We start from the raw sequence: 21,856 nt of genomic DNA on the forward strand, positions 1-21,856 counted from the left end.
TTTTTTAATCATGATAAACGAGCCCTTAAAAAGGAAATTTAAAATTTCACCGACCGCCAGTCTAGTACTTTGTTTAGCCAGTGAGCTTTATCGAGACGGAAAAACATGCCAGGCATATGTAGAAAATATCGATACTTCAGAAGGAGAATCGCTCGTAAAGAGTTTTAAACAAGTATTCGAACACTCCGAGTCAATCGCAATACTGAGAAAGCGGTATATCCGCCATCTTTTCGAAGACTATGCTAAGCAATTCCCAAAATTCCAGGTCTGTATTTTAGGAGCTGGTCTTGATCCGCTTTCACTTTATCTGCTAGAACAATATCATGATCAAATCGAGACTATTTTTGAAGTTGACATGGAATCTATGGACGAAAAACGTGCTATGTATACCAAATTGATCGGTGATAATGATAAATTAAAGCTGATTACTCATGATGCTACCGATATTGATCCTTTGTTGGTTGAAATTAAAAAAATGGGCTATCATACATCAATCCCGACGATATTCTTACTGGAGGGTTTTGTTTATTACATCAGCCGAGATAAGTTCAGTACTTTGCTTGAAAAATTAGCCGCCGCTGATGGACAGAAAGCAGTAATACTGGACTATGTTATACCATTTGAAGCTGTTCATGAAAGCAATCGGGAGAAATCACGCCTCATGCTTCGATCGCTGGAAAAAAGCTTAGGCTGGCCAATTATGGTTTATCATACATTTGATATCACCGGGTTGATCCAATTTTTTAAAGGAAATATAATGACATCTGATTCAACACAGTCAATGGAAAAAACATTATATGGGGAAAACAAAATTTACATTGAACCAACAAGTGGCTTTATGGAAATAATAAGTTTTAAGTTCTGATAAAGATATTAAAGTTGGAAAAGCAAATGCCAAATTAATTAAAATAAAAAGGAGACTCTATAAAGAATCTCCTTTTTTATCACCTTTTCCTTATCCTTCCCAACAGTCGGCTCGTCACATAACTCACGACTGTCCCGACAACCGCCATCAATGCGGTATGCGCGACATCACCAAGAGAAAAGCTAACCCATATCGAACAGAGCGTACCCCCTAAAGTTCCTATACGGATATCATTCCATTTCATCCTGAACCTCCTTTTCTTTATCAATTAACAGCTGGTCTGCCGGAGGTGACTCCTCCTCTCCTTTTTTGTCTTTATCATCCATTACGGTCTCCACCACACCAAGCCCCAGAGCAATGTATTTAATAATATTTATTGCCTTTCCCGGCAGTTTAATCTGCGCCATCAGTACCACCTGTAGCGCACGGCTTATTTTTTGAATTATCTTTTTCATGTTTTTAATTATTAAAAGGTCTAGCGTTCCGACTGCGTAATTGCACCGAAAAAGAGGCGTTAAAAATGAATTTCTGCCTGAGTGAAACGAGTTTAAATTCATTTAGCCTATTTAAGGTGAAATAGCATTAAGGAATGCAACCTTGATTTTTTTGATTACTTTTTTCATCAAGAAAACTCTCGAAGAGACTCTTGAGTACCTCGTTAAATCAAATCATTAACGAAAAAAGTAATTCGCCCTGTGCCGGCGAAAGAGGCACAAAACATATTATGTCACTCCGTCACTTCGTTACTATGTTACTCTATCACTTGTCACTTCGTTACTCGTTCACTGTTCTTTCCCAAAAGCTTCAGGCTTAATCATGAGGCCTAGTATTCCGACTGCGTAATTTTACCGATGAAAAGACGTTAAAAATGAATTTCTGTTTGAGTGAAACGAGTTTAAATTCATTTAGCCTATTCAAGGTGAAATAGCATAAAGGAATGCAGCCTTGACTTTTGTCAAACTTTGTGTCAAGACAAAGTTTGTCGTCCTGTGCCGGCGACAGAGGCACAAAACATATTATGTCACTTGTCACTTCGTTACTCGTCACTATGTTACTCCATCACTCGTCACTACTTTATATGTAAAAACACTTCCTGCTCCATATCCCAAAGCGAATAAACCAGAGACTTCAATTTTGCAAGCGCCTTTTTACTCTCCGTACCGCAACCTTCACCCGTTAATGCTGTAACCGGAGCAATGCATCCCAATAACTCTTTCCGTGCATCGTTGGCTGCATGGATCAATATCGCTTCACGTCCCAATACAGCCGGAATTCCGATCTGCTCACCATGTCTGGTATACTTTCGTTTTTCAAGTTTATAACTCCCCACCGGGATGCAGCTAAGCCTCGGCAAATTATTGCGCCAAGGCAGTTCGATAGTACGGCAGATGACCTCACCTTCAAAAGTAAGTGTACCGTTCGTCCCTTGCTCTCCATAAATCCGTTGGAGATGCAAGATTTGTTTTGTTGACATCTTATTACATCATCTATTAAAAATTATTATTCATTTTTCAGCTCCACCTGATGAATAAATTTCAGGAAGCAGGTCGTTGCTATAACACAACCACCCACTACCTGAAAAATAATCCCATCAATACATCCTAAAATTAGATTACGGTATCACTACTTGATGAATGGTCAGCGCATTATACTGACCATTTGCCAAAGGATAATAAGCACCGTTCACAAGCTGATAGTATCCTGTCCCCACAAGTACCAGAACACTTTTATCAGGATCATGAGCAAGTGTAGCCGCAATATCCAGATCCATGGGTTGCATTTCACCAAGTTTGATATAAGCGGACCGTTGGATTACGGGACGCTTATCGGCTTCATCTCCCGAGAATTCCTGCAGAACCAGGGTGTACTGCACATGCGTCGCCCCACTCAACTTGGCGATATGCAAATTCGGGATCAGTTGCTCGCAGGATAAAAAACCTTCACCGCTAAAATTGTCAAAGGTTACCGACAAAGGTTTTAAGGTGATGTTTTTTAAACTGGCGCGCTGATTACATTCTAGACCATTCAGCAATACCATGTTTTGCGGTACTAAAACGCGCTCCCCGCGGACACTTATCGGATCCATCTGGATGACTTTTAACATCCGGCTTGCCAGCCTGGTACTGAATCTGTTGTCCGAATTTTCGAACAGCACATCCCGCAACAGATCACGTAGCTTTTTGCTCTCCTGCTGTGCTCTGCCAAATTCACTGCCATTTTCACGTGTACGTGCAAATGCTGGATCATTGGCAATACGGTCTCCCGATACACCGGTCTTCATACGAGCCTGATAACCCACACTTTTTGATTTGTAAAAGGAAAGATCCCCGATCGTTCCATTTAATTTGATTAAACTTTCTACTCTTGCCATAATAGTATTGTTTTGACACTGCTAAGATGATCATCAGTACAAAAGGATGGGGATCAAAAGCGTAGAAAAGGGGAAAAATACGGAATAATGATACTGAATTGGCGCGATAAATTGACGAAAATGTACCTAAACGCGAATAAAACTATATTATATAGAAAAAACTTATCTTAGTAAATGAATAACCAATAACATCATTTTTCTGGAGAGGAATCAAACCTAATCTGCAAAGCTTAAGGACTTAAGTACGTTGTAAACTTGGACGCTGTACGGTTATAAAGCGTGGCATAAGCGTATGTAAAGCGTAGATAGAGCGTAGATACAGTGTAAAAACAGTATGTTTCACGCACTTAGCACACACTTACCACGCACTTAGCCTATGCGCATACTGTACATAGCCAAATAGACTTTACCCGTGCTCCATTACTGCTTTATACCTGCTTCACAGGTGGTTTGATAGGGAATGTTTGTCTACGGTCAGGACAATCATTAGCAAATCCAGATGATCTGATTATCAACAGATCATCCCTCTAAAAACCAGAATAACATGAAAAACAAATCTCGTTTATGCATTTACCCCAAAGAAGCAGCACTTATATTGGGACGTACAGAAAAACACACCTACAAAATCTTTCAGGCCATACGCGATTGCTACGGATTGAAATCAAACCAGTATGTCAGCATCAGTTTATTTGCAGACTATACCGGATTGCCGGAAGAAGAAATTAGAAAATTATTGCTCTAATATGCTTTAAACTGAAACAGCTGGAGAGGACTGTTTCTCCCTATATTGATTCCATACATACTGCAATATAATCCAGGAAAACACTTTTTTTATATACTCATGTTTCATTTCTATCGGTTCTTCCTGACCTCGAACTTTTACTTTAACAAGTTTAGAGCTCATGACTTCGTATGAAACAACCGATGTACCTGGGATAAGGTGATTGCGTGAGATCCGGACCATTCTTGGAAATACCCTGTTCATTTCTTCCAAAGAACTTTCGTACACAGTGAACACTTCACCATCCAATAGATAGATATCCTGACAGAGCACACCTTCCCGATTTGCACCAAAAATAAAAGCAACATGCTCTTCTTTGATCACCCTGTCATTCAATTCACTGGCAAATTGATATCTACTAAGCGGATCATATTCATAAGGAACAATATCATTAAGTAAAATATACGATAGCTGCTGTATATGGTGCTCATCAAGTTCATGTGTTACAGATGTACTTTTGAGCACGATTTCTTTTGTCAGCCTATCAATCTCATCAGTCAACTGTCGTTCACGCAATTCAGCTTGCGCCACATGTTTATCTGCATTAACTAAACTTATTTTCAATTCAGCATTGATACTATCCAAACTAGACTTTAATCCATCTAGCTCCTCCCTATGTTTTAAATCAGCTTTTTCTAATAACATTTTTTGACGTACATCTCCATCTTTATGCCCATCCTTTAAAGTTTTTACCAGCACGGTTTTTTTATTAAGGTAAAAAGCATACATCCGTATTACCATAAATGCATTGCACAGAACCAATAAAAGGAGCATCAGCATTAAGTCACTGTTTACATGATCGTGCTGAAATATAGCAGGACCATAAAAAAACCTTATTAAACCCACACCACAGATAAAAGGCAAAATGACTCCAAAGAAAGTATGATAAAAACTGGCATGTAATACGTTAGTCTCCCAGAGCCGTAAACGAAACACATAGAATGCGACAACATTTACGATCGTCAGCAACAAACCACCGATTACAAAGGTTTTAAGCATGACCTTCATTACTGGCTTACTGAAAATATAACTCATTGACATATCATCGAATGGAAACAAAGATGCCATGACCATAGCAATGGCAATGCAGATAACGAAAATACGCCAACTGATAATTTTAAAATATGTTTTGATATAACTATTCATGCACTGGTTTAAGTTGTCAAATTGGATTACTTATGACCAGCGGTTAACAAACCATAAGTAAAAAGAAATATAAAAATATTTAAAAATTTCGACATTTAGAGTAACAATTTCGCAACCACTAAAAAGCGAATCACGTAATTGATGAAAAAAAAACAGGCGTTAAGCTATCAAAACAGCACCTAAAATGCAAGAAACTATCGGTTCGATAAAATAAACTGCCGATTCGATTTTTCCAATACGTTATTTCAGGTGTTTTTTTAAATCGAAGCATATCTTTGAAGGTAATATTTAACATAAATCTAAACAATAATGACAGATCAATTTCCCTTCAATCAGGTAGGAGCTACAGATTGGAGAACTGCCCTTTACGCAGCTACTCAAACTGTTATAGATGTCGAAAAACAGTTTATTCAAACCGGTTTTATCAATTGGTTACCGCAACGATTTCAACTCAGTACCGATCAATTTCAATACGCCGTATCTTTAGGTCCACAGGCACAACAATCTATTGCCAATTCGCTTATTACTGCTATTGATAACAGAGCAACTATAGTATTGGTAAACGATGCCCAAAGAAAAGGACAAGGAAATAGCAAGACCGCCAACTCGACGCAAAGCTTCGTTCCAGATCCAGAAATACCAGAAACAAGCATGATGGTGCTCACCTTTTCATTCTCATATCTGTAAACAATTGGATAGTCTAAATATGGAAAGAACAAACTATCATAACCTATTATTTGAAATATTGCATGAACTCGCTCCTGTGCCACCCGATTTATGGTCAAGCATATTAGCCGTTGTCGAAATCAGATCCTATAAAAAAAACCGGCAACTTCAGGCCAAGCTATTGGATCTGCATATTGTACTGGAAGGCATCATCATCAAACGCTGGGATGACGCTGGGCCTCTCCAAAATGATGTTATCGACTTTATCTCAAAAAAACAATTTATTCTTCATATTGAAGATGTTGATGGCAGTTATTTTAAAACAGATAGCGATGTCGTGACGGCTTTCATTAGCCGAAAGAACATCATCAAGCTCATGGAAGAGCACCCCATTTTTGCAAACCATTCAAATTATTTAATTGCGACAGTATTGAATCGTAGATCGTTCAGAGGGAGACTTCTCAAAATGCCTGCAAAAGACCGAAAAACAACTTTTGGAAAAGAATATACAGAAGCAAATTTTCATTGCAGTATAAGCGATAAAAGTTCATTTTTAGGAATAAGCGCCTCTTACTACAGCACAATTTAGGCTTCTATAGACAACTGCAGCCTCAAGTTAAAGATGCAGTTGTCTATCTTAAATAAGAATTTTTTTTTTGCAAGACCCCTCCTTACTGCAAATCATTTCCAAGTATGGCTACAGCACTCAAAAAAAGCATAATCTTAGATTTTAAAGAATTAAATCATCAAAATCGAAGATCATTTTCTCGAAAATCGTAGATGAAAACCTCAAATATCTAAGATCCAAACCGGCCTTCTTGCCATTATCTTTACTTCAGTAGATCGGTACAATAAATACAGATGTCTCCTCTCCCATCTGTGTTTACCTACCAGATTGAAAAAAAAGATGCAATAGAGGTGAACTTGAAACAAAAAAGCCACATACGATTATCATAAAAGCTGTACCCAAAGGTTCACCCATTGCGTCTCAACCCAGAATAAACTTAATTATGAGACGAACCATTATCCTAAATCAACCTCCTGGTGTTCGGGAGATAGCCCAACCAGACCTGAGGGTCACTTATCCAATACGTCATGCCGACACAAAGTATTGGACCTACAGAGACAACAGTTATGCTATACAAACCTTTGATGGACGGTATGCCTACATCTATTACTATGAATTCTGGATCAGCACAGCAATGTCCCTATCTTTCACTTCTGAGGCTCCAGACCTGTATTTGTGTTATCCCTTAGTGAGCAATGGAGAGCATCCGCTCGTTTTACATGAAGATAACGGACAGTCGTCAGTGCATTTTCAGCAGGATCGTGCCTGCTACCTGTATCTGCCCGAGACCGAAATGACGGTCAAACTACCTGTAGGCCATCATATCATTATTGGAATCACACTGGATGCCGGACTATTCAGACCGCATCTAGAACGCAGCTTTGAATTTGTGATGGCACTGGTATATGCCAAACGGACAGGTGATCGCAAACCCCTTCAAAGTATAGACTTTAAAATCGGTCCGTTGACGCGCACTGAAATCTTAAATCTGTTCAGTAAGATCAACCCCAAAGTTATGGAAAATGAATATGTACTGGTCCATCATCAGATCTATCTAATCACCTTATCCAGACTCAAGATCATCACCGAAACAACCGAGATAAACAATACAGTAACTCTTGTCGATCAAGCCCGTGCTTATCTGCAACTCACGGTGAGCAAGTTTGGGGCAAAAGCCCTGATTAAAGATATTGCAAAAAGCCTACAGGTCGATCAGGATCGTTTAACTCGCTTGCACCAGGAGTATTACGACTGTAGCTTACAGGCATATCGCAACGAATTGTTGCTTCAGCGCATCATAAAACAGCTGGAAGATTATCCCAACCAGTTTGGTACGCTGGCCGAAGAGCTCAATTTCGCAGGGCATAGCGAACTCAACCGTTTTTTTAGAAATATGACAGGCAAGTCCGTAGGACAGTTTAAAAAAACTTAATTCTCCCTAGTATGGTACAACATTATTTCAAAACTCTACCTGATAAAAGGATAAAAGCTATACTCCGCAAGATACATCTTCAAGTGCCGCACTTAATGAAAATACTTGCACCCAAAGGGTGGAAAGAATCAAAGTATCATCAACAGATTCTCAATTTTCAACAACAGGCTTATCGCGAATATCTTACAGCTTTATTCGCAGAGAAAAACGAAAACAATTACATTAACAAGCAAAACATGGATCAATTCACCTTTCTCAATGAATATGCCATCAGCCTTGAAGAGTACCATTACTTCCAATATCCAGGAATTTATCAGGATAAGGAAGAAGCGTTTTATCTGCTGTTTTTGTTGCTCTATGACATCTGTACAGAAGGTTTCTTATTATACCAGCATCAAAATACAACTGATATAATGCATTACTACCTCCCATATACTGATGTGGAAGAAATAGTTTTAAAGATTGCCGGTGAGCAGAGTCCTATTTCTGAGGAAGATATTCAGTTCTTTTTTTTAAATGATATACCTATAGACTGGGATGATATGGATCGGTTCAATTGCCTGCAATTAGTATTTGAAATACTACAGGAAGAACAATACGTCTGGCATCATATCGACGCTGAATTGATGCATATAGCTATCTGCTACCAAGAACATAGTTATATTGAACATAGCGCATTATCCATTTATGAAAAAAGTTTGCAAAAGCATCAAATCACGAAAACTATTCAGAAATATCTAAAATCCTACCAACATACATTTGTAGATCCTTTCGACTTTGCTGGCATCATTTCGCTTTACAATCGTCAAAAAATAAATTATGCTGTACTAGCTTATGTACATTGTTACCAAGCTTTTCCAGTAGGTTATCCTTATCAAGTATATCATTACCAGAACGATTGATTGGCAGAACGCAAGTATTGAAACGGAAACTGCATAATCAACAAACGGATTCTACCTAACGTTCACCTGCATCGCCAACTTATCTTTGATATAGATTCAAATGAGGGTTAGAAAGTGAGATGGTTAATGAGTTAGATAGATTGGAAAGTGAGAAGGTTATAAAGTTAAATAATAAAAATTACGTTGGTTTTTTAATTGAAATAATGTCATGATGAACAGAACAGGTATCAAAAGATACCGTCGCAAATTTGCGACATTCCCCGGTGGCCGGGGCAGGAAATAAAAGTCCACTTTAATAGTAAAAGCCCCCAATGCGCGGAAGCTTTTACGTGGCCATCCTTCAACACGTAGGATGATCGATTTGAACCGATATGAATATACGAAATATTTATATCAATTTTTGAAAATAAAAAATTTAACAATTATGAGTTGGTTTAATTTCACGGGTTCAAACCCGTCAAATCCCGCACATTATACATTATTACCAGGAACACCTTCATGTAATGCACCCACACAACAAATGTGTGCTTTGCAGGCGATGAACGATGGTGCCGGTAATCCAGTTATTACGGATGCTCTGAAAAATGAAATTATTAATTCATTACAGAACCAGGTAAATGGGGTAAATGTAAATTTGAAAACGAGGTAGGGCGTTTAATTAACCTATCAACATAAGCGTTTGCTACATAAGTAATAGGGTATGACGACGAGTCATACCCTAAATGATTCAACATTTTAATATAATAATTATGAATTGGTTCAAACTAACGGGTCCAAACCCATCAAATCCCGCACATTATATTTTAGTAGTTTCCGTACCTATATGTCCAGCACCTCCACAGAAACTTTGTGCTATTTATGCCATGAATGATGGAAATAATCAACCAGTTATCAGTGACGAACTGAAGAACGAGATCATCAATGCATTGCAGAATGAAATAAATACGACAAACGTACTATTGGAGGCTAGATAGTTCAGTAATTTCAAAAAAGATTGTCTACGACCTATCATAGTAAGGAGGGGTATGATCTCACCATCATACCCCTTCTATTTTAATTATTCATTTACCTCCTCAATCACCAATACTTCTTGCATTCCTCTACCTAAAATCGCCTCTATTCCATAAGCTGCCAATTGTGCATTCAATTCTTCTAAAGTTTCATAGTCACCAATTATAATCTCCTCTTTGCTATTGACTAAGTCAAGAACTGGTGGGAATTTTTCACCAAGATCAGTCATAACAGCTAGCACAGAGCTATTGGCAAAGTTCATCTTAGATTCCGAACTATTGCCCGTATATGCTTTTATGGGACATGGCTGTAAAATAAGACAGTCTATTTCTTGCATTGTTTTATAAGAACGAATACCGAAAAAACTGTGAAGATCATTCAGCACCAACCGTGATTGAGCAGAATCACTTCTTTGAACCCGATCCAAACGCTCATAAGATATGCCATTTTTTAAAGACCAAGCCTCTCCTTCCTTAGAAAAATCCTGATAACGATTTGGATCTTTTACTTTAAGGACTAACCTTTCAGCTCTCGGAATATAATTTACCTTCTTTACTTTTGCCCAGTTAAATAGTATTGCACTATAAATTGAAACATTGTAAAACGAAGTTTTGATCAAACCTGATATACTATCCTGCTTGATGACTAGTGACTGAAAAGGAACTCCGTTTTGGTAGCCCGAAATCCAAACTCCTTCTTTCATCTTCGGGCTCTCGTCTGATTGTTGTCCTACTAAATTTCCTTTACCAAAGTCATTTTTTAATGGTATGTCAATCGAACCTGTATTAAATAGCTTCAAAATATTTTCTTCGGTGATCAAATTGCTTACAGCGATAGCATGAACTTTTCCCTTAAACAAGAATACGACATGCGGAACACCTTTATGCGGAAAGAGCTGCTTAAGATATACATCAGAATAGATGACGGGCAAATTGACTTTATTTTCTTTCAAAAATGCATTTTTTGCAAAGAAATCGTCTAAAGTAGCCTTATTCTGCCATCCAACCGTAATGATCTGCAGTTTATCTTTCAATTTGTCCTGCAGTTTTTGCAACTTGGGCATCGTCTGTATGCAAGTACCACAAAAAGTATCAAAGAAATCCAATATGACAACCTTATCTTTCAGTTTTTTCCAATCAATTGTTTTATCCAAGCCGCGCATTACTTCCACAGCAGTTGGAGGGATAAATGCATCTCCTACTCTAAGGGATTTACTCAAATCTACTTTTTTATCAGTTTGTGCTTGTGTTATACACACTGGTGTGAGTATGCAGAATAAAAGTGCGATCAATTTTAAATGTTTCATATTTGTTTTTTTATAAATGTTTAACGTATGTTTTGGGGTATTTTTCCATTAATAACTACTGGTTCAGGAAGTCGAAAAGCATATTTTCTGCTATTGGGATCGAGCATATATTCCTTCCCCTTCACTACTTTTTTAAGTGTTCTTTGAAACCGTGAATCCAGATTCAACCGTTTCAGATCTGACCAGCGACGACCTCGAAACACCAATTCCTTTTGACGTTCTTTCAGCAGTAAAGGCAAAAGCAGGTCTGGATTTGTTTCTATTACAGGAACAAATTGATTACTGTCTTGCCTTTTCTTAAGAAGCGTATTCAAGGCAGAAAGCGCTTCAGGTACTTTTCCAATACGAACTGCCGCCTCAGCTTTAACTAAATACATCTCACTAGTTGTCAATCCTACAAATAGCGTAGCCATAGACTGGTCGTAATTACCCTTAAAGGCATAAGTATTCATTGGGAAGAGATTTTTTCTAAAAAACAGGAGCTTTCGTAAATCGTTATCGGCATATGATTTTACCAACACAGAATCCACTAATCCATTATTCAAACTCATCGGTCCAGAACTTCCAGTAATAGCCGCAAAAAGAACCTCTACATTAAATCGACCTATAGGAAGATCTGCAGAAGCATTAAGTGTATTATAATCCAGCAAAATTGAATGCGATTGTAAACTTGAGTCTGCATATAAATATGCCTGTTGATAATTGCCCATATACAGATAAGTACGAGCTAAACCTGCGTAGGCGCTGGCACGAAAAGGTCTTCCCTTTACCGTTTCTTGTAATGGCAACTGCCATATAGCAGTTTTAAAATCCTTAATCACCTGGTCAAAACTCTGTTGTACACTTGCCCTAGTAGAAGGATCATCAATACCTGGATCTAGACGCAACGGTATACCCATTTCGGACATCGCAGTTCCTACCTGATAAGGAGGTGCAAATACTTCTATTATTTGCTGAAAGGCAAAAGCACGAAAGAAATGAGCGATACCGATCAAATTTTTAGCCTTTTCAGTATTACTCTCTGCTCCTAACTTATCGATAATCTCTAATACTTGATTTGCATTGTAAACCACTTTATACGGTCTTTGCCATTGCATGATATCATTATTGGGCTCATCTAGCCAGGTATAAGTTTGCTGCTGTTCTAAGTTAAGAGCACCGTCAAAATTTTCATCGGTTACATAATATTCATCAGCACCCCATTCACCGAATAAAGGATATCCCATATTCATGGTGCTATAATTATTGAGTAGAAGCTCTGCATCATTCAAACTTTTGGGAATGACCATTTTTATATCAGGCTTCTCTTCTAAAAAATTGCTACAACCACAAAATAGCAGTAGCATCCAAATCCCATTTATAAGATTATTTGATTTCATGATAAATAGATTAAAGGTTAAAACTAAATCCAAGTGCTGACATCATCGGATCCGGTATATTGAAACCATATTCACTGTCGATTCCCCATTTATTGGCCCGCCAAATCGTTCCTACATTTTGCACGTAGCCATAGATCTTGCAGTTTTTGAGTTTAAAACTCGAAGCAAAAGGTAGGTTCACGGTCAGTTGAATATCCCTAAGTTTAATCTGGCTCCCACTTTCCAGTAAAGCAGACGATCCTAGAAATACATTACTAGCAATCGAATTTGCAGGATAGGTAACAGCTGGAACATCTGTCATCAGCTCATCTCCAGGCTTCTGCCAACGTAGTGCATAATCCTTATGTCCAATACTGCTGTTTACCAATAAATGATTATTATAGGAATTTCGCAGGAACTTATGCCCCAATTGGTAAGAGATATTCCAAGATAGTTCTACTGTTTTATACCGAACACTATTCCGAAAACTACCTGTATACAAGGGAATAGCAGAACCTTGATATTCCAGATCCTTTACATTCATATTCGTAATAGCACTATAATCTTTTGAAATCTCACCATTGAGATATGCTCGTGGTGCTCCGGTCTCTGGATCCAGTCCGGCCCATTTATAGGTAAGCAGACTAAACAGATCCCTTCCTTCAATAGGCGTCATCACATTGGCTAGGCCCGTACTAATATAATCCTGACCAATTTCATTCTGTACGAATGCTTTTAATACTTTTGTCCGAACATAAGAAAATACAAGATTGCTGTTCCAAGTCCAATTTTTTGATACGAATGGTAATGCATTGATTGAAATATCCCAACCTTTTGTTTTTAGGTTTGCACTATTGACCATCATGCTGGTAAAACCAGTACTCGGATCTATCTGGTCTGGAGCAATCAGGTCTTTGGCATTTTTTTCATAATACTCCACACTACCGCCTAACCAATTATCACGTAGCGCAAAATCAAGCCCCAAATTCATAATACTCACACGTTCCCATCGTAATTTTGGATTGGGAGGAGTCAGGATCATTCCATATTTCTGACCATTGATAAAATGTGACTCACTCTCTATGGACATAATTGGATAAGCAGATACCGAATTATTGACATTGCCATTATAACCATAGGTGGTACGCAGCTTCAATAAATTGAATAGGTCATTTTCTTTCAAAAATGATTCTCGAGAAAGTACCCAAGCGCCACCTACGGACCAGAAGGGTTGCCCTCGGTCATTACTTTTAACACCAAATAAATTAGAGGCATCCTTTCTGAAGCTTCCGCTCAATACATATTTGCTTGCGTAGGTATAAGAAGCATTTGTAAAATAGGAAACAAAATTATTTCTTAATACCTGATATTGATTATTATCACGCATATAAAATGACCCAAAAGCACCATTAAAGTATGGAACAGCAACACCATAGGGTGCCGGTTTAAATGCTCCGGTTTCTGGATCAAAACCTTGATATTGGGCCGCAGTTAAAGTTTTATGGATCTTACGGACTTCCATGCCACCAAAAAATGATAGCTCATTTTGATCTTGCCACTTTTTATGATACTCGGCTGTTGCCCTGCTCTGATGGGAATAGGTATTCCAGTCTATTATATTCAGATCATCCCCAAGCGGCAAATTCCAAGTAACAGAATTCGCGTCGTAACTCGCTACAGCATTAAGAGCATCCCTTTGGCTAAATGATCCTATTCCCTTCCAAAGTTCACTCGAATTCATGGAGCGCTGATAAGCATACTGCATATTCAACTTCAAACCAAAATCAAAGGCATAGTTCACATTAAAATTGGTAAATAGCTCTCTTACATTCTGCGTCCATTTCGTATCATACAGCTCACTCAAAGGTCGGTAGGTCCAATCCAACAATCTTCCTCCAGCTACAGTATCACGATAAATGTTACTGATGGCCGTTGCCTCCACCACTGCAGGATCACCGTTTTGATCTACCAATTTCATGTATGGATAATTACTAAGTCCTCTTCCTAAGCCATTGTAGTTAACAGGTATGTTCGAATTCACATTTCGAGACTCCGTATATAAGCCACCAATATCCACCAACATATTCTTGACCGGACGCAATTGCGTATTAGATTTCAAGTTTAATCTGTTATATGAAGAAGTAACAACATCATTCAGATTCTTATCATAACCGGCAGAAAAAAGGGTATTTGCTTTCTCACTCCCCGTTTGAAGCTGAAGATTATATTGTTGATTAACAGCATTACGATAGATGTATTTCAAAAAATCGTCCCGCGCATCAATAGCTTTGAGCTTACCAATTGCCTCATTAATTACGGACTCGGATATTGCTCCAATTTTTCGATCTTGCATCAACCGAACTACGGGTTCGGGATTGTAATACCAAGTATTGAACTGTCCATTAAACTTTCCTTTGTCGAAGAGATACTGTTGCATATCAATGTAATCGGAAGTTTTCATCTGTGGGTAATAATATAGATCTGGTTTAGCCTTTATACTTACATTGGCATTAAATGAAAGTTGCATCGACTGGTTAAATTTCCCTTTTTTGGTCGTGACCACGATTACACCATTTCCCGACTGCGCCCCCCAAATGGAGGATGCGGCAGCATCTTTAAGCACGGTTACACTTTCAATGTCATTGGGATTAAGATTATTGAAAGCACCCATTCCCGCAACTTGATAATAACTTTCATACGGTACACCGTCAACAACAACGAGTGGCCATCTTTCAGAGTTCATCGTACTCATTCCACGAACATTTATATTCAAATAACCTCCTCTATTATTGTACACCTTACTCGCTGTTATCCCCGGCACAATATCCTCTAGCCTACTCACAAAGTCTGTGGAGACTTTACGGTTGAAGAGTTTATTGTCCACAAACTCAAATGATCCTGTCGCACGTTCTTTCGGAATTTTCTGGTACCCTGTAGATACCACCTCCACTTCATCGATTTTATTCTCTCCAGGTATCATTCTGACCAGTAACGATACCCCTATGGTATAATTGATTTCCTGAGTTTCGAAACCAACATAGGAGAATTTCACATTCCCTTTTCGGTTTGTGACCAGCAGTTCAAAAGTTCCATTTCTGGATGTTCGGATCTGCAGATTCTCATCATCGACACGGATAGATACCCCCTGCATCGGCGTACCGTCAATGGATGATATCACTCTACCTGCAAGTTCATATTTTGTCTGCCCGTTCATCCCGCTGTCCTTGCGGGGTGTCTGAGCATATAAACTAACCATATGAAAGATCATCAATAAGGAGAGCAGTAATAGCTTACTGAGTAGCAATACCTCTCCCTTATATTTACCGAGCTTTTGGAGATCCCTCCAATCCTTGGTTTTATATGTTTTATCTATTTTCATTGTTGTAATTTTTTAATGCATATAGCTCTCCTATTGTCCCCTTCAACTACCGAGGGTGACTTGTTCCTAAAGTCTTTTCTCTTCCCTCGGCAGCATCCGGGCTTCTAAACAGTGAAACTATATTCGTTACGTTCCTTTAGGAGACTTTAATTCATGGTTCGTACGACTACTGGTAGGCGTTTCGCTTTCATAATCATCGTGAGCTGTTCTGCCCAGATCAGTTCAACAGACTCGCCCGTCATCTTTGTAACTTTTCGACTGTCTTTTACGACAGCTAGCTTCTCGATTCTTACATCAAGCTTAAAGTGTTTATTCAGATCATTCAATATCCGTTGTTGGTATTCCTCACGTTCTGTTTTCGCAGGTACCGTTAGTTCGTAGCAGTATCCCGGAATATTTCCTTTTTCCTCATTGGGAATAAACCGTTCACGGTCCTCTCCTAGCACCAGTATCTGGTTGACAGGAAAGTCGGCAGGTAGCGTTAAAGCAAAAAGGTAAATCTCATAGATCTTCATATTGATCAGCGAGATTCGCAGGACATCGATAGCTTCGTTGCGCACAACCAGACTAAAAGAATCCGAAGGTTCTGAAAGGTGTATCAACAGTGAATAATAACGTTGTGATGGCCGTTCACTTTTCACATATCTCAATGCAGACAGGGTCGTTATATGTCTAAATTCTGTATCGAACCTTTTAAATAAACATTCAGGTAAATCTGTAATCATAATTGGTTTTTTGATAATTGGAACACGTTTTTCGTTCAAAAACGAAGACAGTTCTTTCCCTGGGGACAGCGCATAGCTCTCCCGATTGCAAGTTTTTTGCATTTTTTTAAGGTTTATATTGAAAGTGAATCAGGAGCTAAAAATTTGGCAATAAGCCCCCTGTTCAACTTGCAATAGTTAAAAAATAAATTGGAAAAAATGCAATTATTAGTCTACATCAAGGTTAAAAATTGGCTTCGTGATTGCATTTTGAATGGATAGTCAGCATAGTGACTTTGCGCAACAGATCTAATCTGCCGGCTTGATGATGTTTTTGGTGGTCTGTTTTTTGTTCATAACTCTCTTTTTTAAGGTCTAAAAAAGCTTGAGCAATAAATCTAGTATATGATAAGGAAAGTTCATCAAAAAAGAGATGGGACAAACCTTATTTTCTTTCGAGGGTCGTAGGAAGAACCTTAGGTGAAAACAAGAGAATGCCCATCTCTCCTTTGAAAACACAAAGATAGAGAATGGGCTTTGATCTCCTGAACTTACACCCTTTGAAAATTTCCTACGTTTTCGAAAGTAAGATTCAGCATCAATAGCCTTTAACATACTATCAAACATAGCATTTAGCTACATTGACATAACAAACATAATTATAAAATTCGATTATTACAAATTTTACCTTGAATACTATTTAAAATGTTTTTATCGTAAAAGCTTAAAATGGTAGCATGCAAAAGATAAACAAGCTATCATTATATATCGTAAACTATATTCTATTTTTAAGATTAGTAATTGGGAAATCTGCTTATGATTTATCAATTGGTATTAAAAAGAATAAAAACTATGTATCACATATAGAAGATAAGGACAAACCTGATCATTACAATTCTGCTGACTTTGCAGTAATTGCAGATGAACTCGAATGTAAAATTCATGATTTTATTCCTTCTGATGAATGGGACGTCAGTGATTCGCATGCGAAAGTTGATAAATTTGTTGACACCCTAAAAGATCCACGTTTTGCAAAAAGAGTAATCTCAGCAATATATGCTAGAAATACACAAGATAAAGCTTTAGAAAATATAGAGAATTTATATGGTCATTTTCATCTAAAAAGTGATAAAGTTGAAGAAAGAAAAGTCGTAAAAGAGGTTTGGGAAAAATTTGTGGCCAATAATAAAGCATAATTATAGAGCTGAAGTTTAGCTATCATTTTTATTTATTAAATTCGAAATTATATTTATAAGCTCACCATTCAGACTGAGGTTATGATTTGTATTTATTAATAATTTGAAAGGTAGCCTAAATTGATTGAAATAGTAAAAAGAGAATCGGTACGAAAGAAGGACGGTCCAATTGTGACTATTTCTCACATGGATTATCATATTATATGCCGCGTAATTGATTTAATGGCAGATATTGGCATGGATGATGAAGAATTATCTTTCCTACTTGGAAAACCAAACAATTATGTCTTTAGCTATATCGCCAATCCGAATGATAAAAATAAATTCAAATCTGACCAGGTTGACCTGCTCCCCTATTTACTAAATTGCTATTGCACGGACGTATATGCTAACGATTGTCCTAAAGGTAATATCCAGCTTTTCCATAGCCAAAAAATTGAAAACGATGAAGAAAAAGGTTTTAGTCATATTATCTACGATAACAACGGAAAAGGCACTCGAATTATCTGGACAAAGAAGATAAATCAAAAAGGATCTTTCCGAAAAACTAATAAAAATTTACTTGATCTTCTGATAAAATGGATCGATGAAGGTGTCCTCGATTTACCAACGCCTTCAATTGATATTTGGAAAAAGCTCATATCGGAATCTCAATTTGAATTTTCCATCAGTGATCTAGAAAAATGTCTCAAAATACTATCTACCAAAAGCATTTTAACTAAGAAAACTATTGATGGTATTATCTACTACTGGAAGTCTCACCCTCAAACTTCTATTATAGTCCATTACATCAATGCATACAATGCTTTTAAACCAAAAGATATGTGCAAGAATATGACTGAGGATGTTGTGTTTGAGAATATACATGATGGCAATACGACAATGACCTTAAAAGGCAAAGATGCCTTTCTTAAACAGGCTTTGTCAGTATTAGATCTATTTGTCGACAGGAAGCAGATTATCACCTCCATCCTACACCGCAACAATATCTCTGAAATCACAATCAACTACGAAGCTAAATTAGCCAAAGATCTTCCAAATGGTCTAAAGAAAGGCCAAGAACTGCGTCTAAAAGGCAAATCAATATTTGAGTTTTCTGATGATGGAAAGATTATGAAGTTGGTGGATGTTAGTGGGTAGAAGAAAATTAATTAACATCCTGATTTCCCAAAAAACCTGACTAAACACTCATTACCAGTAAACTATATTTTTCCACATAGTACTACATTATAAAAAATGAAAATTAATTAAATGAAATAAATAATTTATATTCGTATAAAGATTAAAAACTATATTATGAATTTTATCGATTGCGCCTCATGTAATACTTCCTTACCTGAACACTCCATATTTTGTTCTAGTTGCGGAAATAAAGTTAAATGTCCTTCTTGTAAATCAGTTTTAAGTAAAGAGGCGAAATACTGTTCACAATGCGGATCAAATGTTGAAGTTAATAAGGAAAATCTAATCGGCGAAAAAAGTACAATAAAGTACCATAGAACGAAGGATGAGATTTTTTGTGAAGTTTCGTTAACTAATGAAGTTGGTAAAGACGGTATTCAAAGTCTAATTAAAAACATTACAAGTCAACAAAATACACCTTATATAGAATTAAATGACGATGCTCCACATATAGAAAATCATCCCTTAAATGATGATATGAATATTACAAGTAACTCTGTTGACATCGATAGAGATGTATCAATTCAAAAAGAGGAATTAGAACAAATACAACAGTTCCCTCATATAAAAGATTTAGAAATAATTTTAAATTGCAGTGAATCTGAATGGATTTTAATATATGCATATTACGAAAGTGATTTCGCAAAGAAAGCTTTTACACGTCAATCAGTCCGTGACCAATATTTGGCAAGTAGAAAAACAACTTCTAGAGTCAACAATTTTGAAAATAATTGGAAAAATCTTTTTAAATTATATTTTGCCACCCTAAATGATGAACAAGTAAAATTTAAAGTAGATAATTTAAATAATATTGAAAATTTAATAAACGGAAAAAAGAAGGGTAAAGCCCGATCTATAGCGAAAAACACGACCAGTTCAAAAGAAAATATAGATGTAGACCAAAGTTCACCAGTTGTCAAAAAAAAGAAACAGAAAAACAATTCAAACATTAGTTATTCGCTTGTTACAGAACTTAATCTGCATCCAAAAGAAAAGAAAAGTTTAAAAGAATACTATGAAACGTATAAGCCAAAAGATAATACTGAGACAGTTTTATTAATTGTCTATTATCTTCAGAAAGTACTATTACAGGAAGGCATTAATGAAAATATGATTTATACCTGTTTCAAAGACCTTTCACTTTCTGTACCAGGAATTAGAGCAAGTCTAAAAAATATCAAAGTAAGAAAAGGTTGGATTAACACCTCTAATTTCTCAGATCTTAAAATAACCCAATCAGGAGAGAATTTTTTTGAACATACTATAAAAACAAAATAAATGGACCTAAAAAGCTACTTAAGAAAAGTATCAAGTTTTGATTCATGCTCTTCCAGTAAAAAAATAGATTATTTCATTCACTTTTTAATAGATCAAAGAAAATTAGATGGTGTAAAAGCGAAAGATATAGTCGAATGCTTTAATGAATTAAGCTTAAGTCCATACTCAAATATTTGTAGTTATCTAAGTAAAAATGCCCAACGTAGAAAAGGTCAAAAATTTATTAAAAGAAAAGATTTATACATTTTAGAGGCTGGCTACATTAAAGAATTAGAACAGACAATTGACTTGGATTTCATACCAGTAGCAACAAATAACCTATTTCCTCTTAGTATATTTGACAATACTAGAGGATATTTAGTAGATTTTGCTAAAGAAGCATCTTGTTGTTATGATTTTAGCCTTTATAACTCTTGCTTCTTTATGTTAAGGAAATTGTTAGAAACTTTAATAATTGAATTATTTGAACGTCATGGCTTGGAATCTCAAATAAAAAATGGTAACGGTGGATATTACTTTTTAAGTGACTTAATCGCAAAAATGTCTGAACAAAAAACTTGGCATTTAACAAAAATTGTGAAAATTGACATTCTTAAAGTAAAGAAGTTTGCCGATTCAAGTGTACATAGTAAAAGATTTTCAGCTAAAAAGACTGATATTGATAATCTAAAAACAGAAATTAGAATTATTATTGAAGAACTTGTAAATCTAATTGATTATCCTAGTTGGTCCAACAACATAAAAAATAATACTTAATTATGAATATATAAATTATAAACAAATACAAACGAGAAATTATGAATCAAGTAGAAGGAGAATATAAAGATATTGACACAAAGTACTTTTATTTAAATGCGGATCAAGCATTTAATCCATACACTTGGGAGTCCCCTATTATATGGAAAGGGACAGTTAACGGTAAAAGTGTAGAATTTGTTCAGATTGAGGATAGTGGAGATAGCATTACTTGTTTTGATTGGACTAATTTCCCGCAGGATTTAGAAGCAGCTAAACTAAAGATTGTCAAAGCGATTGATGATGCAATGAGAGTAATGGATTAATATTTATTATTTATACAACTTTATAATGTACACTCAGTTAATTGCAATAGTGATTTAAAAAATTTAAATCAATCTAAAGATACTAAAAGCTCTCCTTGGAGGGGCCGGTTTAAGCGGCGGTGGTTTGGTTTCGATTGTCCTAGTATTAACTCTAATTATTTACAAATACTTAAAACTTAGAAAGGGAAATCATATGAAACATAATAAAAATAAAACGACTATATCAAATGTTGGAAACGCAGTAACAAAAACAATGTGGGCAATCGGGACATCCATCGCAGCTAACGCTGCGCCAAAATTAGTAAACTAATTATCAAAATTATGACAAAACAGGACATATTAGATTCTATAAGAACATATCGAGAGGTATTCAACTCAGTTGAAAATAATGCTAATCTATCAGAGCACGAAATTATGGACAAATACTTTGGCTTCGAAGAAACAAGGTCTAGTGCAGATAATCACATTGTTTATGAATGTATGCGTATACACAAAAAGGATTTATTTAAAGAACTGCCTTCAGTATTAGATCACGTTTTTATTCTTAATAAATAGAATACTTCAAAACTGCTTCAAATTTAGGAGAAACTCCTGCCACAAGGTTTTCGATCACGGATTATTGGGTGGTATATTGCTATATAATCGCTTAT

21 protein-coding genes are annotated in these 21,856 nt (G+C 36.5%); 13 read left to right on the forward strand and 8 right to left on the reverse strand.

Going from position 1 to position 21,856, the window contains the following annotated elements; translation table 11 throughout:
- Nucleotides 1–10 precede the first annotated feature (10 nt).
- Nucleotides 11–865 (forward strand): class I SAM-dependent methyltransferase, encoded by an 855-nt coding sequence (locus M2265_RS04845; RefSeq protein WP_132767333.1) that lies wholly within the window; start codon nt 11–13, stop codon nt 863–865.
- Between the two features lie 230 nt (nt 866–1,095).
- Here the strand turns inward: M2265_RS04845 and M2265_RS04850 are convergent, their stop codons facing one another.
- The 3 genes from M2265_RS04850 to M2265_RS04860 form a co-directional block, all read right to left on the reverse strand.
- On the reverse strand, nt 1,096–1,320 hold the full coding sequence (locus tag M2265_RS04850; protein ID WP_132767331.1) for a hypothetical protein: 225 nt from the start codon (nt 1,318–1,320) through the stop codon (nt 1,096–1,098).
- Between the two features lie 614 nt (nt 1,321–1,934).
- Nucleotides 1,935–2,339 carry a DUF5675 family protein gene (locus tag M2265_RS04855; protein WP_132767330.1) on the reverse strand — a complete coding sequence of 135 codons (405 nt, stop codon included), beginning with the start codon at nt 2,337–2,339 and terminating at the stop codon, nt 1,935–1,937.
- Between the two features lie 138 nt (nt 2,340–2,477).
- Complete coding sequence (locus M2265_RS04860; protein ID WP_132767327.1) at nt 2,478–3,236, reverse strand: hypothetical protein; 759 nt, start codon at nt 3,234–3,236, stop codon at nt 2,478–2,480.
- Between the two features lie 544 nt (nt 3,237–3,780).
- Between M2265_RS04860 and M2265_RS04865 the strand changes: the two genes are divergently transcribed.
- Nucleotides 3,781–3,978 (forward strand): hypothetical protein, encoded by a 198-nt coding sequence (locus tag M2265_RS04865; protein ID WP_021190160.1) that lies wholly within the window; start codon nt 3,781–3,783, stop codon nt 3,976–3,978.
- A 6-nt stretch (nt 3,979–3,984) separates the two neighbouring features.
- Here the strand turns inward: M2265_RS04865 and M2265_RS04870 are convergent, their stop codons facing one another.
- Nucleotides 3,985–5,163, reverse strand: a complete 1,179-nt coding sequence (locus tag M2265_RS04870) for a hypothetical protein (RefSeq protein WP_132767325.1) — start codon at nt 5,161–5,163, stop codon at nt 3,985–3,987.
- A 309-nt stretch (nt 5,164–5,472) separates the two neighbouring features.
- On the opposite strand from M2265_RS04870, the gene M2265_RS04875 reads away from it, so the two are divergent.
- The 6 genes from M2265_RS04875 (at nt 5,473) to M2265_RS04900 (ending at nt 9,705) form a co-directional block, all read left to right on the forward strand.
- Nucleotides 5,473–5,850 carry a hypothetical protein gene (locus tag M2265_RS04875; RefSeq protein ID WP_132767324.1) on the forward strand — a complete coding sequence of 126 codons (378 nt, stop codon included), beginning with the start codon at nt 5,473–5,475 and terminating at the stop codon, nt 5,848–5,850.
- 19 nt (nt 5,851–5,869) lie between these two features.
- Nucleotides 5,870–6,418 (forward strand): hypothetical protein, encoded by a 549-nt coding sequence (locus M2265_RS04880; RefSeq protein ID WP_132767322.1) that lies wholly within the window; start codon nt 5,870–5,872, stop codon nt 6,416–6,418.
- Between the two features lie 421 nt (nt 6,419–6,839).
- Nucleotides 6,840–7,829, forward strand: coding sequence for an AraC family transcriptional regulator (locus M2265_RS04885; RefSeq protein ID WP_132767320.1), 990 nt, complete (start codon nt 6,840–6,842; stop codon nt 7,827–7,829).
- A 95-nt stretch (nt 7,830–7,924) separates the two neighbouring features.
- The gene (locus M2265_RS04890; RefSeq protein WP_132767318.1) at nt 7,925–8,731 is read left to right on the forward strand and encodes a hypothetical protein; all 807 of its coding nucleotides are present in this window, start codon (nt 7,925–7,927) and stop codon (nt 8,729–8,731) included.
- Nucleotides 8,732–9,155: 424 nt separating this feature from the next.
- Nucleotides 9,156–9,380, forward strand: coding sequence for a hypothetical protein (locus M2265_RS04895; protein WP_132767316.1), 225 nt, complete (start codon nt 9,156–9,158; stop codon nt 9,378–9,380).
- 100 nt (nt 9,381–9,480) lie between these two features.
- Complete coding sequence (locus M2265_RS04900; RefSeq protein ID WP_132767314.1) at nt 9,481–9,705, forward strand: hypothetical protein; 225 nt, start codon at nt 9,481–9,483, stop codon at nt 9,703–9,705.
- 83 nt (nt 9,706–9,788) lie between these two features.
- On the opposite strand, the gene M2265_RS04905 is transcribed toward M2265_RS04900, so the two are convergent.
- From M2265_RS04905 to M2265_RS04920, 4 genes are all read right to left on the reverse strand, one after another.
- Nucleotides 9,789–11,048 (reverse strand): TlpA family protein disulfide reductase, encoded by a 1,260-nt coding sequence (locus tag M2265_RS04905; protein ID WP_132767312.1) that lies wholly within the window; start codon nt 11,046–11,048, stop codon nt 9,789–9,791.
- A 20-nt stretch (nt 11,049–11,068) separates the two neighbouring features.
- Nucleotides 11,069–12,427, reverse strand: coding sequence for a RagB/SusD family nutrient uptake outer membrane protein (locus tag M2265_RS04910; RefSeq protein ID WP_132767311.1), 1,359 nt, complete (start codon nt 12,425–12,427; stop codon nt 11,069–11,071).
- 10 nt (nt 12,428–12,437) lie between these two features.
- Nucleotides 12,438–15,785, reverse strand: coding sequence for a SusC/RagA family TonB-linked outer membrane protein (locus M2265_RS04915; RefSeq protein ID WP_132767309.1), 3,348 nt, complete (start codon nt 15,783–15,785; stop codon nt 12,438–12,440).
- Between the two features lie 146 nt (nt 15,786–15,931).
- Nucleotides 15,932–16,612, reverse strand: a complete 681-nt coding sequence (locus tag M2265_RS04920; protein ID WP_132767307.1) for a hypothetical protein — start codon at nt 16,610–16,612, stop codon at nt 15,932–15,934.
- Between the two features lie 614 nt (nt 16,613–17,226).
- Between M2265_RS04920 and M2265_RS04925 the strand changes: the two genes are divergently transcribed.
- The 5 genes from M2265_RS04925 (at nt 17,227) to M2265_RS04945 (ending at nt 21,206) form a co-directional block, all read left to right on the forward strand.
- A complete protein-coding gene (locus M2265_RS04925) occupies nt 17,227–17,685 on the forward strand; it encodes a hypothetical protein (protein WP_132767305.1) in 459 nt (152 codons plus the stop codon).
- A gap of 120 nt (nt 17,686–17,805) precedes the next feature.
- Nucleotides 17,806–18,825: a nuclear transport factor 2 family protein gene (locus tag M2265_RS04930; protein ID WP_207902313.1), complete on the forward strand. Its 1,020-nt coding sequence runs from the start codon at nt 17,806–17,808 to the stop codon at nt 18,823–18,825.
- Nucleotides 18,826–18,981: 156 nt separating this feature from the next.
- A complete protein-coding gene (locus M2265_RS04935) occupies nt 18,982–20,145 on the forward strand; it encodes a zinc ribbon domain-containing protein (protein WP_132767304.1) in 1,164 nt (387 codons plus the stop codon).
- On the forward strand, nt 20,146–20,901 hold the full coding sequence (locus M2265_RS04940; protein WP_132767302.1) for a hypothetical protein: 756 nt from the start codon (nt 20,146–20,148) through the stop codon (nt 20,899–20,901).
- A gap of 41 nt (nt 20,902–20,942) precedes the next feature.
- Nucleotides 20,943–21,206 (forward strand): hypothetical protein, encoded by a 264-nt coding sequence (locus M2265_RS04945; protein WP_132767301.1) that lies wholly within the window; start codon nt 20,943–20,945, stop codon nt 21,204–21,206.
- Nucleotides 21,207–21,856 lie beyond the last annotated feature (650 nt).

Origin of the sequence: Sphingobacterium kitahiroshimense (assembly GCF_025961315.1) — a bacterium.
Lineage (GTDB): Bacteria > Bacteroidota > Bacteroidia > Sphingobacteriales > Sphingobacteriaceae > Sphingobacterium > Sphingobacterium anhuiense.

Coding starts and splice junctions, on each gene's coding strand:
- M2265_RS04845 (WP_132767333.1), top strand. CDS start 11: ATGATAAACGAGCCCTTAAAAAGGAAATTTAAAATTTCACCGACCGCC.
- M2265_RS04850 (WP_132767331.1), bottom strand. CDS start 1,320: ATGAAAAAGATAATTCAAAAAATAAGCCGTGCGCTACAGGTGGTACTG.
- M2265_RS04855 (WP_132767330.1), bottom strand. CDS start 2,339: ATGTCAACAAAACAAATCTTGCATCTCCAACGGATTTATGGAGAGCAA.
- M2265_RS04860 (WP_132767327.1), bottom strand. CDS start 3,236: ATGGCAAGAGTAGAAAGTTTAATCAAATTAAATGGAACGATCGGGGAT.
- M2265_RS04865 (WP_021190160.1), top strand. CDS start 3,781: ATGAAAAACAAATCTCGTTTATGCATTTACCCCAAAGAAGCAGCACTT.
- M2265_RS04870 (WP_132767325.1), bottom strand. CDS start 5,163: ATGAATAGTTATATCAAAACATATTTTAAAATTATCAGTTGGCGTATT.
- M2265_RS04875 (WP_132767324.1), top strand. CDS start 5,473: ATGACAGATCAATTTCCCTTCAATCAGGTAGGAGCTACAGATTGGAGA.
- M2265_RS04880 (WP_132767322.1), top strand. CDS start 5,870: ATGGAAAGAACAAACTATCATAACCTATTATTTGAAATATTGCATGAA.
- M2265_RS04885 (WP_132767320.1), top strand. CDS start 6,840: ATGAGACGAACCATTATCCTAAATCAACCTCCTGGTGTTCGGGAGATA.
- M2265_RS04890 (WP_132767318.1), top strand. CDS start 7,925: ATGAAAATACTTGCACCCAAAGGGTGGAAAGAATCAAAGTATCATCAA.
- M2265_RS04895 (WP_132767316.1), top strand. CDS start 9,156: ATGAGTTGGTTTAATTTCACGGGTTCAAACCCGTCAAATCCCGCACAT.
- M2265_RS04900 (WP_132767314.1), top strand. CDS start 9,481: ATGAATTGGTTCAAACTAACGGGTCCAAACCCATCAAATCCCGCACAT.
- M2265_RS04905 (WP_132767312.1), bottom strand. CDS start 11,048: ATGAAACATTTAAAATTGATCGCACTTTTATTCTGCATACTCACACCA.
- M2265_RS04910 (WP_132767311.1), bottom strand. CDS start 12,427: ATGAAATCAAATAATCTTATAAATGGGATTTGGATGCTACTGCTATTT.
- M2265_RS04915 (WP_132767309.1), bottom strand. CDS start 15,785: ATGAAAATAGATAAAACATATAAAACCAAGGATTGGAGGGATCTCCAA.
- M2265_RS04920 (WP_132767307.1), bottom strand. CDS start 16,612: ATGCAAAAAACTTGCAATCGGGAGAGCTATGCGCTGTCCCCAGGGAAA.
- M2265_RS04925 (WP_132767305.1), top strand. CDS start 17,227: ATGCAAAAGATAAACAAGCTATCATTATATATCGTAAACTATATTCTA.
- M2265_RS04935 (WP_132767304.1), top strand. CDS start 18,982: ATGAATTTTATCGATTGCGCCTCATGTAATACTTCCTTACCTGAACAC.
- M2265_RS04940 (WP_132767302.1), top strand. CDS start 20,146: ATGGACCTAAAAAGCTACTTAAGAAAAGTATCAAGTTTTGATTCATGC.
- M2265_RS04945 (WP_132767301.1), top strand. CDS start 20,943: ATGAATCAAGTAGAAGGAGAATATAAAGATATTGACACAAAGTACTTT.